At 45.8% G+C, this 15,476-nt stretch carries 19 protein-coding genes; 8 read left to right on the plus strand and 11 right to left on the minus strand.

Going from position 1 to position 15,476, the window contains the following annotated elements:
- Positions 1–17: 17 nt before the first annotated feature.
- From RIH33_RS10045 to RIH33_RS10070, 6 genes are all read right to left on the minus strand, one after another.
- Positions 18–548 (minus strand): ferritin, encoded by a 531-nt coding sequence (locus RIH33_RS10045; protein ID WP_406652027.1) that lies wholly within the window; start codon positions 546–548, stop codon positions 18–20.
- Between the two features lie 80 nt (positions 549–628).
- On the minus strand, positions 629–979 hold the full coding sequence (locus tag RIH33_RS10050) for a hypothetical protein (RefSeq protein ID WP_406652028.1): 351 nt from the start codon (positions 977–979) through the stop codon (positions 629–631).
- 243 nt (positions 980–1,222) lie between these two features.
- Entirely contained in the window at positions 1,223–1,360 is a 138-nt protein-coding gene (locus RIH33_RS10055; RefSeq protein WP_406652030.1) for a hypothetical protein, read from the minus strand.
- Positions 1,357–3,330, minus strand: coding sequence for a ferrous iron transport protein B (gene feoB, locus RIH33_RS10060; RefSeq protein WP_406652031.1), 1,974 nt, complete (start codon positions 3,328–3,330; stop codon positions 1,357–1,359). Before feoB ends, RIH33_RS10055 begins: the two co-directional genes overlap by 4 nt.
- A 1-nt stretch (position 3,331) precedes the next feature.
- The gene (locus RIH33_RS10065; protein ID WP_159585352.1) at positions 3,332–3,550 is read right to left on the minus strand and encodes a FeoA family protein; all 219 of its coding nucleotides are present in this window, start codon (positions 3,548–3,550) and stop codon (positions 3,332–3,334) included.
- Positions 3,551–3,624: 74 nt separating this feature from the next.
- Positions 3,625–4,266, minus strand: coding sequence for a LuxR C-terminal-related transcriptional regulator (locus tag RIH33_RS10070; protein ID WP_406652032.1), 642 nt, complete (start codon positions 4,264–4,266; stop codon positions 3,625–3,627).
- A gap of 138 nt (positions 4,267–4,404) precedes the next feature.
- On the opposite strand from RIH33_RS10070, the gene fumC reads away from it, so the two are divergent.
- The 3 genes from fumC (at position 4,405) to map (ending at position 7,379) form a co-directional block, all read left to right on the plus strand.
- A complete protein-coding gene (gene fumC / locus RIH33_RS10075; RefSeq protein WP_406652188.1) occupies positions 4,405–5,808 on the plus strand; it encodes a class II fumarate hydratase in 1,404 nt (467 codons plus the stop codon).
- Positions 5,809–5,884: 76 nt separating this feature from the next.
- Positions 5,885–6,487: an Ezrin/radixin/moesin family protein gene (locus RIH33_RS10080; protein ID WP_406652033.1), complete on the plus strand. Its 603-nt coding sequence runs from the start codon at positions 5,885–5,887 to the stop codon at positions 6,485–6,487.
- 100 nt (positions 6,488–6,587) lie between these two features.
- On the plus strand, positions 6,588–7,379 hold the full coding sequence (gene map, locus RIH33_RS10085) for a type I methionyl aminopeptidase (RefSeq protein WP_406652034.1): 792 nt from the start codon (positions 6,588–6,590) through the stop codon (positions 7,377–7,379).
- A 5-nt stretch (positions 7,380–7,384) separates the two neighbouring features.
- Here the strand turns inward: map and RIH33_RS10090 are convergent, their stop codons facing one another.
- Positions 7,385–7,774, minus strand: coding sequence for a VOC family protein (locus RIH33_RS10090; RefSeq protein ID WP_406652036.1), 390 nt, complete (start codon positions 7,772–7,774; stop codon positions 7,385–7,387).
- Between the two features lie 93 nt (positions 7,775–7,867).
- Between RIH33_RS10090 and RIH33_RS10095 the strand changes: the two genes are divergently transcribed.
- The 3 genes from RIH33_RS10095 (at position 7,868) to RIH33_RS10105 (ending at position 11,175) form a co-directional block, all read left to right on the plus strand.
- Positions 7,868–9,628, plus strand: coding sequence for a chloride channel protein (locus tag RIH33_RS10095; protein WP_406652037.1), 1,761 nt, complete (start codon positions 7,868–7,870; stop codon positions 9,626–9,628).
- A 441-nt stretch (positions 9,629–10,069) separates the two neighbouring features.
- Entirely contained in the window at positions 10,070–10,537 is a 468-nt protein-coding gene (locus tag RIH33_RS10100; protein ID WP_406652038.1) for a TlpA family protein disulfide reductase, read from the plus strand.
- 8 nt (positions 10,538–10,545) lie between these two features.
- Positions 10,546–11,175: a thioredoxin family protein gene (locus tag RIH33_RS10105; RefSeq protein ID WP_406652040.1), complete on the plus strand. Its 630-nt coding sequence runs from the start codon at positions 10,546–10,548 to the stop codon at positions 11,173–11,175.
- A gap of 43 nt (positions 11,176–11,218) precedes the next feature.
- Here RIH33_RS10105 and RIH33_RS10110 read toward each other — a convergent pair whose 3' ends face one another.
- The 3 genes from RIH33_RS10110 to mazG form a co-directional block, all read right to left on the minus strand.
- Positions 11,219–11,665, minus strand: a complete 447-nt coding sequence (locus RIH33_RS10110; protein ID WP_406652041.1) for a hypothetical protein — start codon at positions 11,663–11,665, stop codon at positions 11,219–11,221.
- Positions 11,666–11,703: 38 nt separating this feature from the next.
- Positions 11,704–12,123 (minus strand): DUF1761 domain-containing protein, encoded by a 420-nt coding sequence (locus RIH33_RS10115; protein ID WP_406652042.1) that lies wholly within the window; start codon positions 12,121–12,123, stop codon positions 11,704–11,706.
- 75 nt (positions 12,124–12,198) lie between these two features.
- Positions 12,199–13,014, minus strand: coding sequence for a nucleoside triphosphate pyrophosphohydrolase (gene mazG, locus RIH33_RS10120; RefSeq protein ID WP_406652043.1), 816 nt, complete (start codon positions 13,012–13,014; stop codon positions 12,199–12,201).
- A gap of 82 nt (positions 13,015–13,096) precedes the next feature.
- Between mazG and RIH33_RS10125 the strand changes: the two genes are divergently transcribed.
- Positions 13,097–13,327: a hypothetical protein gene (locus tag RIH33_RS10125; RefSeq protein ID WP_406652044.1), complete on the plus strand. Its 231-nt coding sequence runs from the start codon at positions 13,097–13,099 to the stop codon at positions 13,325–13,327.
- Between the two features lie 99 nt (positions 13,328–13,426).
- The gene (gene glmM / locus RIH33_RS10130) at positions 13,427–14,809 is read left to right on the plus strand and encodes a phosphoglucosamine mutase (protein ID WP_406652046.1); all 1,383 of its coding nucleotides are present in this window, start codon (positions 13,427–13,429) and stop codon (positions 14,807–14,809) included.
- Here the strand turns inward: glmM and RIH33_RS10135 are convergent.
- Positions 14,806–15,417 carry an NUDIX hydrolase gene (locus tag RIH33_RS10135; protein WP_406652047.1) on the minus strand — a complete coding sequence of 204 codons (612 nt, stop codon included), beginning with the start codon at positions 15,415–15,417 and terminating at the stop codon, positions 14,806–14,808. The two genes, glmM and RIH33_RS10135, sit on opposite strands and share 4 nt — an antisense overlap.
- Positions 15,418–15,476: the final 59 nt, after the last annotated feature.

Here is a 15,476-nt window from a genome sequence, read left to right on the forward strand (position 1 = left end):
TCTATTTAATCTCTGTATTATCCTTCGGCACTGTACTCAATCGATAGCACTCGCTCTTCGATCATTCCCAGAGCAATTTTATCCTCACCCAGCACGTCAAAAAGCTCCAACGTTCTGCGGGCTACAAATTCCTCTTCGATTTGCTCCTGCACAAACCATCTTAGAAACTCCTCAGTAGCAATGTCCCCTTCCTTTCTACACACTCTCACCATGTCGTGAATAGAGTCTGTCACAGCGATTTCCGCTTCTAAAGCGGTCTCAAACACTGACCTGAGAGAGGCAAACTCATGCTGAGACTCTCCTATGGAAGGAGAAATCGCATCACATTCCATATCGGTCAGGTACCGAAAAAATTTCATTTGGTGCTTCCGCTCCTCATCAGACTGCTTGAAAAAATGAGCGGCACAATTGTCATACCCACGGGTATCGCACCAGGCAGCCATGGCCAGGTAGGCTGCGGATGACTGGGCTTCCATTTTTATTTGCTTATTGATGGCATTGACAATCTCCTCTTTCAATACCGAGTGTCTTCTCAGGATGTCTTTCATGGTCGCAAAAATTTAATTTAGGGTGTAAAAGAACTACAAAAGCCCCCAATTACCATAAAGAAGGCTAATTTAAAATGAGTCTAAAGTGGCCTTCGCACCAGCTGCCTGTGGATGACACTATTCAGCTCCAGCATGGTAAAAGCCCCTGCCAGAAGCTCCTTGAGCTCGAGAATGTTTTGAATGGTCAGCACGAAAAGTCTGTCACAATGAGGCATGTGAAGCACTTCCACATCCTGGTTTTCACTCATCAGCATCGCAGGGAGGTCTATCGCCTGAAGTTTTCGTTTGAAAGTAATCAACTCACAAACCCGAAACGAAAGCTCCTCCTGGTGAAACGCCAGCTGAAACCGCTCAGTTGTGTCACTTTGACTTAGCGACCCATTTTCTGTCTGAAAAATCAACTCCTCTCTACCCGCTAAGACCTCACTCATAGTTTAGGACACTTTTTACAGTGGCGACCCTTTTTCTTGTACTTCTTGCAGCATTTTTTGAACACACACTCTTCTCCCTCCATCAGGCTTTTGCCTTCGAAAGGATTGAAAAAGTTGATCTGCTGCTCTGTAGTTTCTTGAATCATTATTTAGAATAATTCTTAATAGCAAAATTGGAGGTAAAAAGCACAGCAATCAATAGCTATGGATAGTCAAATGAATCACTAGAAGTAGTGAGGGATTTTAGCGCTTGGCCAGCTCATTGGCTGCACACTTTTCACATCCCGGGCTCTTCTTTCCAGACACGTTGAGGTAGAGCTTCCTGCCCAGCCAGGAGGCGGCAGCCAGAAAAAGGGTAATAACAATAACGGTCTGTATCATTTCAACAACTGATAAGTGATCAATGCGGCGACATAAGCCAATCCGGTCATGTACACCAACTGTATCAATGGATATTTCCAGTTTTTAGTTTCACGAAGCACGATAGCCAGTGTGCTCATGCACTGCATGGCAAAGGCATAAAAGATCATCAATGATAAACCCGATGCCAAAGTATAAACCGGTTGGCCGGTCAGGCTATTTTTCTCAGACCGCATTCGTTCAAGCAGCGTTCGTTCCGTATCAAAGTTTTCGCCTACGCTATAAATGGTAGCCATGGAGCCTACAAATACTTCGCGGGCGGCAAAAGAAGTGATCAACGCTATGCCAATCTGCCAGTTGTATCCCAATGGTCTGATGGCCGGCTCAATGGCATGACCTAAAATACCAATGTAGGAGTTGGCAAGGCTCACAGAAGCTACTTTCTGTTCAAATTCTTCCTGCGCTTCCTGGCTCACCTCCGCGGTAGGTTCAGGGATGGCTGCAACAGCTTGCTCCATCCGGTCGCCCGGCCCAAAAGAAGCCAGCACCCATAGGATGATTGAAATACTGAAAATGACTTTACCGGCATCAAACACAAAAAGCCTTACTTTTTCCCATAAGGTAATCACCAGATTATTCCACCTGGGCATTTTGTAAAGTGGAAGCTCCATCACCAAAAAGCTTTTCTCTTTGGTCTTGATGAAAAACTTAAAGATCAATGCGATGAGCAATGCAGCCACCAAACCTATGAGGTATAAGCCCAGGAGTACTAATCCTTTGAGATTAAAAGGACCTATGAAAGTATCCGGCACCACCAAAGCAATCAAAAGCGTGTAGACAGGAAGCCTCGCGGAGCAACTCATCAGTGGGGTGACCATGATGGTAATCAGGCGCTCCTTCCAATTGTCGATGGTGCGGGTAGCCATGATGGCCGGGATGGCACACGCCACACCCGATATGAGGGGCACCACGCTTCGCCCATTCAGTCCGAATGGACGCATGAATCGATCCAGAATGAAAACCACACGGCTCATATAGCCTGTCTCCTCCAGAATGAAAATGAACCCAAAAAGTAAAGTAATCTGGGGAATGAAAATCACTACCCCACCCAGACCGGGGACTATGCCCTCAGCAATCAGGTTAGTAAGGAGTCCAGCAGGCAGGGTGTTTTTGACCCATTTACTCATGGACAAAAAGAGCGTATCGATGAGGTCCATTGGCCACTCGGCCCAGGCATAAATCGCCTGAAAAATCATCAAGAGGATACCCAGGAAAATCAAATAGCCAAACACAGGGTGGGTAAGCACGCGATCTACCGCTCTGTGACGGTTAATGATTGATTTTCTGACGGGCTTTTGTTTGACCACAAACTTCAGGATCTGGGTAATCTTTCTGTAGCGTTTCTCTACCCTTGTTTTTTGCTCAATATTGTCACTGATCAGAAACTGACCTTTATCAAATTCCCCACCTAAAAATGGCTGGGAAGCCTGGTTAGGTTTATGGCTGATGATTTCGTCTACCAACTCATTGATTCCTGTTCCCGTTCTGGCTACAATGGGGACAATCTTCACCCCACCCAGTAGTTCACTAAGTTTTTCAGTATCTATCACCAGCCCTTTTTTATCGGCAATATCGGTCATGTTGAGTGCCATAGTGACCGGCACACCCATATCCAGCACCTGAGTAAAGAGCAGGAGGTTTCGTTCCAGATTAGATGCATCCACCACCACCACAATCCTGTCGGGATAGTCTGCGTGCTGCAGATTGCCCAGGATGTCATACACCACCTGCTCGTCCTGTGTCTTGGGATAGAGGCTGTAGATGCCCGGCAGATCTATGATTTCATGAGGAGTTTGTGCGCGCTTGAGGGTGCCCGATTTCTTATCTACCGTCACCCCTGGGAAATTACCGATCTTCTGATTCAGACCGGTGAGTTGATTAAAAACAGAAGTTTTACCTGAGTTGGGATTCCCAACCAATGCAATTTTCATCTTATTCCACCTCTACAAGTGATGCCTCGTCTATTCTTAGCGAGAGCGTGTAGCCATCCAGATCTACCGCGATAGGTCCTCCAAACGGAGCCCTAAAAACTATCTGCACAGATTTACCCGGATACATCCCCATGTCCATCAGCTTAGAGGTAAGCCCATTTTGAGTAAGGGCTTTGATGGTCACACTTTGGTTGGTTTTTAAGGTATCTAGTGTCAGCATATATTTGGTTGCAAAATAACTCAGGTATTACGGCTTTAGCAATAGCGATTTATAGTGAAAAGCCATGACTTATATCATGCCTTGACCAATCCACTTTCCATGGCATATACAATAAGTTCGGTAGGTGATTTAAGGTTGAGTTTCTTCAGAATGTTTTTTCTGTGTGAATTGATGGTGTGAACACTGAGGTGGAGCGTTTCCGCTATATCAGCAGTCCGGTATCCTTTCGTAATCAGGTTGAGCACTTCGTATTCCCTGGGTGACAGGTCCGTTGGCTCACAGTTATTCTCACGGGTTCGCTTATCTTCCTCCACCAGCAAATCCAAAATCCTGTTGCAGTAAAACCGACTGTTGAGCGCCACAGATTCAATGGCATTTAAAATCTCCTGACGGCTGCAGTTCTTTGTTACGATCCCCTTGATCCCCAACTCCAGCAGATCTTTGATGGCTTGCCTGTTGTCCTCGTTGGTAATAATGAGCACATTGGTGGCCTGAGAATTGACTACTTGCTTCAGCAAGGAAAGGAGCACCGGATCCTGACTTTTATAGTCCATCAGGAGTACATCGGGATGGTGCTGTAAGACTGAACTCAACAAGTTTTCGGGTTCCTCTACCGTACCCAATAGCTCAAACTCCTCCTTCTCACCGATGAGGTGAATGAGTCCTGCTCTTGTTAGAAACTGAAAGTCAGAAATGAGAACTTTTGTACTTTTCATCTATTTAGAATAATTCTAAACTACGCAAACCTACTACTAAAACGGCAAAGAGACAATTCAGTTCTATTTCGAAGTAATCGTCAGCAAGTTTGTGTTAATTTTGTCTAAGACATTTCATTGAAAACACATTCTCGAAACATGGAGATTCGCATAGAACACGACACAATGGGGGAGGTACAGGTCCCCGCTGACAAGTACTGGGGGGCTCAGACACAACGATCCAGGGACAATTTCAAAATAGGAGGCGCCAACATGCTTATGCCTCTGGAAATCATTCAGGCTTTTGCCATTCTGAAAAAGTCCGCTGCCCAGGCCAATCAGGAACTGGGCGTATTGCCCAAAGAGAAATCTGATTTAATCGGTAAAGTCTGCGACGAGATCCTCGCAGGTCAGCTGGACGATCAGTTTCCTTTGGTCATTTGGCAGACGGGGTCTGGCACACAGTCCAACATGAACTGCAACGAGGTGATTGCCAACCGTGCCCATGTACTCAAGGGAGGCAAGTTGAGCGACGAAAAGAAATTCATTCACCCGAATGATGATGTGAACAAAAGTCAGTCGTCCAATGACACCTTCCCTACAGCGATGCACATCGCTTCTTACAAAATAGTAGTGGAGCACACTATCCCAGGTGTGAAAAAACTGAGAGATACCCTTAAAGCCAAATCTGATGCGTTTCAGCATGTGGTGAAGATCGGGCGCACCCATTTTATGGATGCCACTCCACTGAGCCTGGGTCAGGAATTCTCTGGCTACGTGTCACAACTTGACCACAGCCTGAAAGCACTCAACAACACGCTGGCCCACCTGAGTGAGCTGGCGCTAGGTGGTACGGCCGTGGGTACTGGTCTCAACACACCGGCAGGTTACGATGTGCTCGTGGCCAAAAAAATAGCTCAGAATGCCGGCCTTCCATTTATCACTGCCGAAAATAAATTCGAAGCGCTGGCCGCTCATGATGCCATGGTAGAAACCCACGGCGCACTAAAGCAACTGGCTGTAAGCCTGATGAAAATCGGCAATGACATTCGAATGCTTTGCTCCGGTCCAAGAAGTGGTATTGGTGAGATCATCATCCCGGAAAATGAGCCCGGCTCATCCATCATGCCCGGCAAGGTGAACCCTACGCAGTGTGAAGCGCTCACGATGGTCTGTGCACAGGTGCTCGGAAATGATGTGGCAGTATCTGCGGGTGGCATCTACGGCCAGTTTGAGTTGAATGTCTTCAAGCCGATGATGGTGTACAACCTCCTCACATCTGCACGACTTTTGGGAGATGCCTGCGAATCTTTCAATGACCATTGTGCCATTGGCATAGAACCAAATTATCCGGTGATTAAGGAAAAGCTGGAAAATTCCCTTATGTTAGTCACAGCATTGAATACTCACATAGGGTATGAAAATGCAGCTAAAATCGCCAAAAAAGCACATAAGGAGGGATCAACCCTGCGCGAAGCAGCGATTCAGCTTGACCTGCTCACCAGTGAGCAGTTTGATGAGTGGGTGAAACCCGAAGATATGATTGGTAGCTTGAAGTCGTAAAAATTTGCGTTTTTTTTAGTTATTTTAGTACTTTAGTACTAGTTATGTAATTAATTATGAATCAATAGATTAAAACATGAAAAGGATCGTCACATTATTACTCCTGGTATTTTTCGTAACTGTAGGTTTCAATGCCACAGCTCAAATGTCGAAAAGCGAACAAAAAGAGTGGAAAAAGAGAATCAAGGCACTGGAGCCAGAACAGTATAAAGTGCTTATAGAAGAAAATAAATCCCTTAAAAGTCAGACAGCCAGTCTGAAGAATGAATTGGCTGGTGTAGATGACAAACTAGCTGACAAGGATGAGCAAATTTCATCTTATCAGGCTCAGGTGTCCAAACTCAGAGATGAGCTGGCGGAGGCCAACACAAGACCTGCTGTACCGGCCAATGCAGACCAGGGCGGAATCAACGAAAACGTCGGTGTGGTTTTCAAAGTACAGATCGGGGCATATGCCAAAAAGGATCTGGCCAAATTTGATCAGGCCAAGAACTTCTCTCAGGAGAAAGATGGCAATCTGAACAAATTCACCATCGGAGCATTCAGAGACTATTGGGAAGCAGATACTTTCAAGAAATACCTGAGAGAAATGGGTGTTAAAGACGCTTTCATCGTGTCTTTCAAAGATGGCAAACGAGTTGACATCAAAGAAGTACTGGAAGGTGTGACAAAATCTTAATCTTATTATAAAATAACTTTCATATAGCAAATCAAAAAACCCTCGCCTTTATCGGGAGGGTTTTTTTATTACTTTTGTGCTCCCATTTTTTTCACGGTATATGATCCATTATAAGTCCAAAGAAGAGATAGAACTCATTCGGCAGAGTGCGCTGATAGTGTCCAAAACACTGGCGGTCATGGCTGAGCACATCAGGCCCGGTATCACCCCTTTGGAACTGGATAAAATCGCAGAAGAATACATCAGGGACTCAGGAGCCGTTCCTGGTTTTTTAGGACTTTATGATTACCCCAATACCATCATTACCTCTGTCAATGAACAAGTGGTACATGGCATCCCTACCAACCGGCCTCTCCGGGAAGGAGACATTGTGGGCATGGACATTGGCGCTTTCAAAAACGGATATTATGGAGATCATGCCTATACATTTGCTGTAGGTGAGGTGTCTGACGACATCAAACAGCTCCTGAAAGTCACCAAAGAGAGCCTTTACCTGGGTATCGCCCAAACCGTAGCAGGCAACAGAATGGGCGACATTGGCTTTGCCATACAGAACTACACGGAGAGTTTTGGATATGGAGTAGTACGCGAGCTGGTCGGTCATGGACTGGGGAAAAAAATGCACGAGTCTCCTGAGGTGCCCAACTATGGCAAAAGAGGACATGGTTCTAAGATAAAAGAGGGCCTGGTAATCGCTATTGAACCCATGATCAATATGGGTACCCGACGGGTTATTCAGCTTTCTGACGGCTGGACCATCGTGACGGCAGACAAGATGCCATCTGCACATTTTGAACACAATGTAGCTGTCGTGGACGGAAAGCCTGAAATTCTCTCCACTTTCAAGTATGTGGAAGAAGCCCTCGAGAAAGTCAACGGCCTACTCATCTAATCCCGTTAATCCCACATTCCCGCAGGCACGATCTCCAACACGTGACCATCAGGGTCTTCGAAGTAAAAAGAATTGACCAAAGGTCTCCATTCCTGCTCATGGGTAATGGTTACACCTCTTTCTATCATGGTTCTCTTCACACTTTCATAATCACCGGGGGCCACCTCAAAAGCTATGTGCTGTTTGCCTTCGGCATAATGTGGCGGCAGTACGGTTTCGTTTCTGGTGGCCTCAGAGATAAAACATAACAATACTGACGTACCCAGCCTGAAAAAAATATGTCGCTGATTCTGGTGGGAAATGACTTTCAAGCCTAAAACTCCCTCATAAAACTCCCTGGTTCGATCCAAATTCTGAACGTAGAGACAAGTCTCCTTTATTTGTGTAAAATCCATGGTCTTTTTTACTTTGTATTAAAGTTATCCTGAATCTGAAAACTATACCTTTGTGGCAGCGTGCCAAACAAAAAAATAAAGTTCTCTGGCTTGATGATGACGTTTTTGGTCTGGCGACTGAAACACATCAGTGACAACAATTTTATTCTGATTGTTGCCAGCGTGATTGGTCTTACCGCGGGTCTGGCGGCTGTCACCCTGAAAAGCACGGTGCATTATGTGCAGCTTCTGCTGCAGCAAAATCTCGATGTAACCCGCATCAACTATCTCTACATTGTATACCCGATCATCGGCATTCTGTTGACCGTGTTGGTAAGAAAATTTGTGGTTAGAGATACTCCGGGTCATGGCATCACCCGCATTCTCCGGGCTATCTCCAAAAGCTCCAGCCGCATTCGCAAGCGATACATGATGTCCAACATGCTCAAGAGTGCGATTACTGTGGGTTTCGGTGGATCCGTTGGACTGGAGGCTCCCATCGTGGTTACGGGCTCTGCCATCGGCTCCAACTTCGGGCAGTTTGTCCACCTCGATTACAAGAAAAGAACTCTGCTCATCGGTTGTGGTGCTGCCGGTGCGATCTCCGCCATCTTTAATTCTCCCATCGCAGGCGTGATTTTTGCGATTGAGGTCATTTTGACGGAAGTTAAAATCAGCAAATTCATCCCGATTCTCATTGCCTCGGTCAGCGGACAGCTGGTCTCTATCGTTTTACTTGGTGAAGACATCTTGTTCTCATTTAAGCTTGTTGATACCTTTTCGGCCCGGGATACCCCCTGGTATGTTTTGCTCGGAATAGCCTCGGGAATGGCGTCTCTATACTTCATCCGGATTACTTACCTGGTGGAAGGGGCGGTAGAGAACATCCGAAACCAGTACGGCCGGGCAATTTTTGGAGGCCTCGCCCTCGCCCTGATCATCTTTGTCTTTCCGCCTATCTACGGTGAAGGCTACGAGTCCATCAAAAGTCTGCTACAAGGAAATGAAGTCAAATTTCTCAGTGGTAGTTTTTTTTATGGACTGGCTGATCAAGAGCTTATTGTTATTGGCATTCTGCTGCTCGTGATCCTGGCCAAACCCTTTGCCACCGCTCTCACGTTGGGCTCCGGCGGTAGTGGGGGAGTGTTCGCTCCTTCATTGTTTATGGGTGGTGTCACCGGGTTCCTGTTTTCCAGAGTGGTACAGTTCATCCTGCCAAGTAGCGACATCAGTGCGAGTAACTTCACCCTCGTAGGCATGTGTGGTGTGATGAGTGGCGTACTACATGCACCACTTACCGCCATATTCCTCATCGCGGAGATCACCAGTGGTTATATGCTGTTTGTCCCACTGATGCTGGTCTCAGCCATCAGCTTCACCACCATTTCTTACTTCGAAAAACACAGCATTTATACCAAAAACCTCATTGAGAAAGGGGACCTGATCCAATACGATAGTGATTTGATCGTACTTAGCCTGATTGATCTCAAAAAGATTGTAGAAAAAGATTTGTTGACCATTCACCCGGATGCCAAACTTCAGGAACTGGTAGGCCTGGTCAAAAAAAGCAAGCGAAACATCTTTCCGGTGGTCAATGACCGGAACGAGCTGGAAGGGATTGTCACCCTGGATCACATCAGAGAAATCATGTTTGACCCGGAAAAACAGGCCAATGTGGTGGTAAAAACCATCATGCAGAAGCCTCCGGCCTATCTCAACCCTCAGGAAAAAATGCAATCAGTAATGAATAAGTTCGAGCTTACACAGGCGTGGAACCTACCCGTTATAGACAATGGAAAGTACCTGGGATTTATCTCCAAATCCAGGATATTCAATGCCTATCGCAAGAAGCTTATTCGTCAGACGAAAGAGTGATCAAATTTTCAACCGACTGAACATCAATACCTTAAGAATTCCTATTGGATGTTGTGCTTCAGAAAAAATTCAGACTTATCCACAAATATTTCATTGAGGTACATCAGTGTAAACATCTGTATTACAGATGATTATGGCCATTTTTTAAGGGGCTGTGGATAAAGTGAATAAAATGTGCATAAATATCAAATATCAAATTTCGCTAACTGATCTCTTTTTGTTAAAGCCCTTGCCTAATCCATCTTCCGACCTCATCTCACTATTTATGCCGGCTCATCTCCCTTCTGATATACCCCCACCCCCGTGTCTCACACCATCCTGATCATGCAAAAAACGAGCTCCGAAAAACGCTAATCTGAATGGAATCAACTATTGGAATAGTGCAATTGAGGCCCTTTATATTAAACAAAATCGTACGTTTTCACGTATGCGTACCATAGAATGAAAAAAACCCTGATCGTCATTTTGACGCTGTTTATCGGCGTAGCGTCCGCGCAAGAAATACGCCCCATTAAGCTCCCCGAACTTCAGCAGCTTATGAGTGCGAATACCGCCGGACTGAAGGTATTCAACTTTTGGGCTTCATGGTGTGGTCCATGTGTGAAAGAGCTCGGTTACTTCAATGCTCTGGCTTCCAACAACAACACAGAAGTCATACTCGTAAGCCTCGACTTCCCTGAGGACATTGAAAAGGCCCGTAAAATTTTAGAGAAAAAAGAAGTAGCCCTCTCTACTTACCTGCTGGACGAAAAGGATTACGACAAATACATTACATCCATAGATAATAGCTGGAGTGGTGCCATTCCAGCTACTTTGTTTATAGATAAGAAAGGAAATAGATATTTTTACGAAAGCAGCTTCGAAAAACAAGAGCTGGACAATGTAGTGGAAAAATTAACTTCAAAATGACTGAAAATATGAAAAGGACATTCTTATTGGTAACTGGCTTGCTGGTTACTGTGGCGGTTTTATTCGTGAGTGCCACTGATACGCCTGAAGAGGGTTATGAAGTTGGTGACTATGCCTCAGACTTTAAACTCAAGAATGTAGATGGGGCTATGGTTTCACTGGCAGACTACAAATCCGCGAAAGGGTTCATTGTGGTTTTCACCTGTAATACCTGCCCGTATGCAAAGCTTTACGAGCAGAGAATACTGCAACTGGATCAAAAGTACGCCGCTAAAGGCTTTCCGGTCATCGCTATCAACCCCAATGACGTCAGCAAGCAGCCAGGGGACTCCATGGAAGAGATGATTGCGAGATCGAAAGAAAAGGAGTACTCTTTCCCCTATTTGAGGGATGACAGCCAGTCTGTAACCGCAGCATTTGGAGCTTCCAAAACTCCTCATGTCTATGTACTGAACAAAGAATCTGACGGCAAACTACGAGTAGAATACATAGGAGCGATAGATGACAGCCCAAGGGAAGCATCAGACGTCAAACAAAAATATGTTGAATCAGCAATAGATGCCCTTTTAGTAGGTCAGAAACCCGCTATCACCACACAGCGTGCGATCGGTTGCACCATTAAATGGAAAGACGCTTAAAAATATAGGTAAACACATCAGCAAAAAGCCCTCCTGAAAGTCTTCAGGAGGGCTTTTTATTAAACCACTTCTTATAAATGGGTTTTCTATACAGAAATTGAGCCCATAGGACCGGATAAAGGAGTACGTCGGACAGGAGTGCGCCAGTAGAAAATCGAATATCATCCACGATCTCAGCTCCCTTTCCTACCTGAATGACCACATGCCGATGCTCCCAGGTTCTTAGAAAGAACGGCAACTTTCTGCCCACATCTACAAAACTCCAACTGCCGGTTCGATCAGCAGACTCAGTGATTTCACTGATCCACTGCTGTTTGAAAAGCAGAAAATTTAGCTCCAGCGCCACCTGATCACCTTTCTCACAGCCATCAAACCTCAATAGCTTTACCGGAGGAAATGGTGGGTTCAATGACAGGAAGAGTTGCTCCGTAAAGCCTTGCTTTACCTCTTTCAGGTCGGCAGATACTGAAGTCCTGATGACAATGCGCATAGGCTCAAAACCCTGCGCAAGTCATTAAGTTTAAAAAATTATTTGGACTTGGTCCAGGCACCCAGAATCATACCAGCCACGGCCCATCCGGCCACCTGAAATCCTCCCTGAAGCCAGGCCAATGCGTACGGATCACCTGAAAACATGCCTCCAGACATTGCCGGAAGCAAATTGAAAGCAAAGCCTATAAGGAATCCGTGAATAGCACCCGTCACCAAAGATTGCACATTCATCTTCACAAAAAACCAGGCCATTAAGTAAACCGGAACCACACTGGAGATCACGTTGGTCACCCACACGCCAGCACCGGGAGGATTGGCCTGAGCATCCTCCATGGTAAGTCCTACCAAGCTCATCCAGGACTCACCAAATAGGGGGCCGTACCACAGAAAACCAAGTACAAACATCCAGATGACGGAAACGAGTACTGCAAGGTGATTGATTTTAAGTTCATACATAGTTGAAAAAATTTAGGTTAATGAGCACTGAAAATAATCAAAAATCAGGAGAGCACCCAAAGTGCTCTTCTCAAACTATAGCTTTTTGGCCCTATTCCAATACGCATCCATTTCATCCAGCGTCATTTCACTCAGTGCTTTGCCGTCCTTTGAGGATTCAGATTCGAGGTAGTTGAACCTTTTGATAAACTTCTTGTTGGTTCGCTCCAGGGCCTCCTCGGGGTTGATGTCAATGAACCTCGAGTAATTGATCAGAGAAAACAGCAGGTCGCCGAACTCATTTTGGGCTCTTTCCTTATTGATTTTTCGCTCATCTGCAATGTTGAATTCCTCCTTGAACTCCTGCATTTCCTCTTCCACTTTTTCCCACACCTGTTCCTTCTTATCCCAGTCAAAACCAGCGCCCCGGGCCTTCTCCTGAATCCTCATGGCCTTCACCATAGCGGGCAATGAGGGGGGCACTCCTCCCAAAACAGACTTATTTCCTTTCTCTTTGAGTTTGATCTTTTCCCAGTTCTCCTTTACCGCCTGCTCATCCTTTGCTTCCACATCTCCATAGATGTGTGGGTGCCGATGAATCAATTTGTCACAGATGCCATTGAGTACATCTGTGACGTCAAACGCCTTCTTTTCTGCCCCTATTCTGGCATAAAACACCATATGCAGCATCAGGTCTCCCAGTTCCTTTTTTACCTCATCCAGATCATTCTCCAAAATGGCATCTCCCAGTTCATAGGTTTCCTCAATGGTCAGATGACGCAGCGTCTCCATGGTTTGTTTCTTATCCCATGGGCAATTTTCACGAAGCTCATCCATGATGGTAAGCAACCGGTCAAAGGCTACAAGTTTTTCGGCCCGTTTGGGATCTGGCTTGGACAATTGTCTGGACATGTGGAAATCTTTAAGGAACTAAGCGTGTTGTAGACGAACAAGATTACAAATATTCTTTAATTTTGCATCAAATTGTAACCTCATGGCTACCGTATTACTAGGAATTGGATTTATCGCAATATTCTTCATCTTGATGTCAGTAAGACTGATCTTCAAGAAAAACGGAGAGTTCAAAGGAACCTGTGCCTCACAAAGCCCTTATTTGAATAAAGAAGGTGCCACCTGCGGCTATTGCGGCAAAACAATGAGCGGGGATGAAAACTGTGGAAACCCGGACTCTGAAGTCAACAAACTCATGGCTAAATTCAACTAACTGCACCGAATTACCATTTGACTATTTTTATTTAATCACATGTCTAACCGACGGCAAAGTCTGCTTTTCTGATTTTGTGCTGTCACCAAAAGAATCATATTGTCACTAATTAAATCAATTGCCGGGCTGCGAGGCACGGTAGGCGGAAAAGTGGGTGAAACACTCACCCCAATAGATGTTGCTAAATTCACAGCCGGCTTTGGCATGTGGATCAAAGAAACACACGAGCAGCCCAAAGTGGTGATCGGAAGAGATGCGAGGCCTTCAGGAGTGATCTTCACGGCCATCGTAGAGAATACCCTTCGTGCTCAAGGCATAGACGTGGTAGATCTGGGACTTTCCACTACTCCCACTGTGGAGATGGCGGTAGTCAATGAAAAAGCACAGGGGGGCATTATTCTCACGGCCAGTCACAATCCATCCGGGTGGAATGCCCTGAAGTTGCTCAATGAAAACGGAGAATTTATCACTGCCGCTGATGGCGAGAAGGTCCTCACCTGGGCCGATTCCCCTGATCTGCTTTTTATGGATCCAAAGAAATTTGGCACCGTGGAAACCAACGATGACTACATCGACTGGCACATCGAGCAGATTTTGAAGCTAGACCTGGTCAATGTAGAGGCCATTCGCGAAAAAGGCTTCAAAGTGGTAGTAGATGGCGTCAACAGCACCGGAGGTATTGCCGTGCCCAAACTGCTCCGCAAGCTTGGTGTAGAGGTGACAGAACTCTTCTGTGAGCCCAATGGCATTTTTCCACACAACCCCGAGCCACTTCCGGAAAACATCACACAAATCTGCAACGAAATCACCAGTGGAGATTTTGACCTGGGATTTGTGGTAGATCCGGATGTGGACAGACTGGTGATGGTCTGTGAGGATGGAGTTCCTTTTGGTGAAGAATATACGCTCGTAGCCATTGCTGACTATGTACTGGGTAAAAAAAGCGGAAATACGGTTTCCAACCTTTCTTCTACCCGCGCGCTACAGGATGTGACTGAGAAACACGGGAACACATACAAGGCCGCTGCAGTAGGAGAGGTAAATGTGGTCACGGCCATGAAAGAAACAAACGCCGTAATAGGGGGTGAAGGTAATGGTGGGGTGATTTTGCCGGAACTCCACTATGGACGGGATGCGCTGGTAGGTATTGCCTTATTCCTCTCACACCTTGCTGAGTTTGGCAAAAGCACCTCCATGCTCCGTGCCACTTATCCGAGCTATCACATCTCCAAAAATAAGATCGAGCTGGATGCCGATTTGGATTTGGACAGTGTATTGGAAAACCTCCAACTGAAATATGCCAAAAACAAGTTTTCAACCATAGACGGTCTGAAAATCGAATTTGACAATGAATGGGTACACCTCAGAAAGTCCAATACTGAACCCATTATCAGGATCTATGCCGAGTCTGACAGCCTTTCTACGGCCGATCACCTGGCACAAAAACTTATGATGGACATCAAAGAGTTGATTTCGGCTTAGTCGAAATCAACTCTCCCAGAAATCGTCAACTCATAAAGCTGTTGGATTTGTGCCGCGGTATTTCTCATGAGCGACAATTCCGGTAATTCGTCAATCCCGAAATACTGGACTCCCATGGTTTCATGGCCCGGATTGAGCGCCCCGCCTTCCACTACACAAAGGAAATTGAGCTTATAAACGCTGTTTACATCGGCAGGATGGTCATGCTTGCGCTTGTCCCATACTGCCAACAACCGCTCGGGTCGTACCCTAAGGCCGGACTCTTCCCATACTTCTTTCACGATATTCTCTGAAGGTGAATATCCATTGTCTGCCCAACCTCCAGGCATGGCCCACTTGCCATCGGTCTTTTCACGGATCAACAGTATTTTTCCCGCCTTAATAATCACACCGCGCACATCCACCTTCGGGGTGGGATAGTCGTCCAGGTTTTCAAACTGAGAAACTATACGGCCGACCTCTACGCCCACAAGCTCACTCAGCAAATTGTTGGTGCTCTCCTTCAATTCCTCGTAGCGCTCGCGATCATATGGATCTTCTGCATAAGTCAGTCCTGTTTTGGCCAATGACTGCACCCTTTTCAAATATTCCAGTACCTGCTTATTCATGTCCATAGATGTTGTCGGTCTAAGGTATAATATGCTTAATTTTGTGCTTTGCATAGTTA

Source organism: Marinoscillum sp. (genome assembly GCF_040222955.1).
GTDB lineage: Bacteria > Bacteroidota > Bacteroidia > Cytophagales > Cyclobacteriaceae > Marinoscillum.

Coding starts and splice junctions, on each gene's coding strand:
- RIH33_RS10045 (WP_406652027.1), bottom strand. CDS start 548: ATGAAAGACATCCTGAGAAGACACTCGGTATTGAAAGAGGAGATTGTC.
- RIH33_RS10050 (WP_406652028.1), bottom strand. CDS start 979: ATGAGTGAGGTCTTAGCGGGTAGAGAGGAGTTGATTTTTCAGACAGAA.
- RIH33_RS10055 (WP_406652030.1), bottom strand. CDS start 1,360: ATGATACAGACCGTTATTGTTATTACCCTTTTTCTGGCTGCCGCCTCC.
- feoB (WP_406652031.1), bottom strand. CDS start 3,330: ATGAAAATTGCATTGGTTGGGAATCCCAACTCAGGTAAAACTTCTGTT.
- RIH33_RS10065 (WP_159585352.1), bottom strand. CDS start 3,550: ATGCTGACACTAGATACCTTAAAAACCAACCAAAGTGTGACCATCAAA.
- RIH33_RS10070 (WP_406652032.1), bottom strand. CDS start 4,266: ATGAAAAGTACAAAAGTTCTCATTTCTGACTTTCAGTTTCTAACAAGA.
- fumC (WP_406652188.1), top strand. CDS start 4,405: ATGGAGATTCGCATAGAACACGACACAATGGGGGAGGTACAGGTCCCC.
- RIH33_RS10080 (WP_406652033.1), top strand. CDS start 5,885: ATGAAAAGGATCGTCACATTATTACTCCTGGTATTTTTCGTAACTGTA.
- map (WP_406652034.1), top strand. CDS start 6,588: ATGATCCATTATAAGTCCAAAGAAGAGATAGAACTCATTCGGCAGAGT.
- RIH33_RS10090 (WP_406652036.1), bottom strand. CDS start 7,774: ATGGATTTTACACAAATAAAGGAGACTTGTCTCTACGTTCAGAATTTG.
- RIH33_RS10095 (WP_406652037.1), top strand. CDS start 7,868: ATGATGACGTTTTTGGTCTGGCGACTGAAACACATCAGTGACAACAAT.
- RIH33_RS10100 (WP_406652038.1), top strand. CDS start 10,070: ATGAAAAAAACCCTGATCGTCATTTTGACGCTGTTTATCGGCGTAGCG.
- RIH33_RS10105 (WP_406652040.1), top strand. CDS start 10,546: ATGAAAAGGACATTCTTATTGGTAACTGGCTTGCTGGTTACTGTGGCG.
- RIH33_RS10110 (WP_406652041.1), bottom strand. CDS start 11,665: ATGCGCATTGTCATCAGGACTTCAGTATCTGCCGACCTGAAAGAGGTA.
- RIH33_RS10115 (WP_406652042.1), bottom strand. CDS start 12,123: ATGTATGAACTTAAAATCAATCACCTTGCAGTACTCGTTTCCGTCATC.
- mazG (WP_406652043.1), bottom strand. CDS start 13,014: ATGTCCAGACAATTGTCCAAGCCAGATCCCAAACGGGCCGAAAAACTT.
- RIH33_RS10125 (WP_406652044.1), top strand. CDS start 13,097: ATGGCTACCGTATTACTAGGAATTGGATTTATCGCAATATTCTTCATC.
- RIH33_RS10135 (WP_406652047.1), bottom strand. CDS start 15,417: ATGAATAAGCAGGTACTGGAATATTTGAAAAGGGTGCAGTCATTGGCC.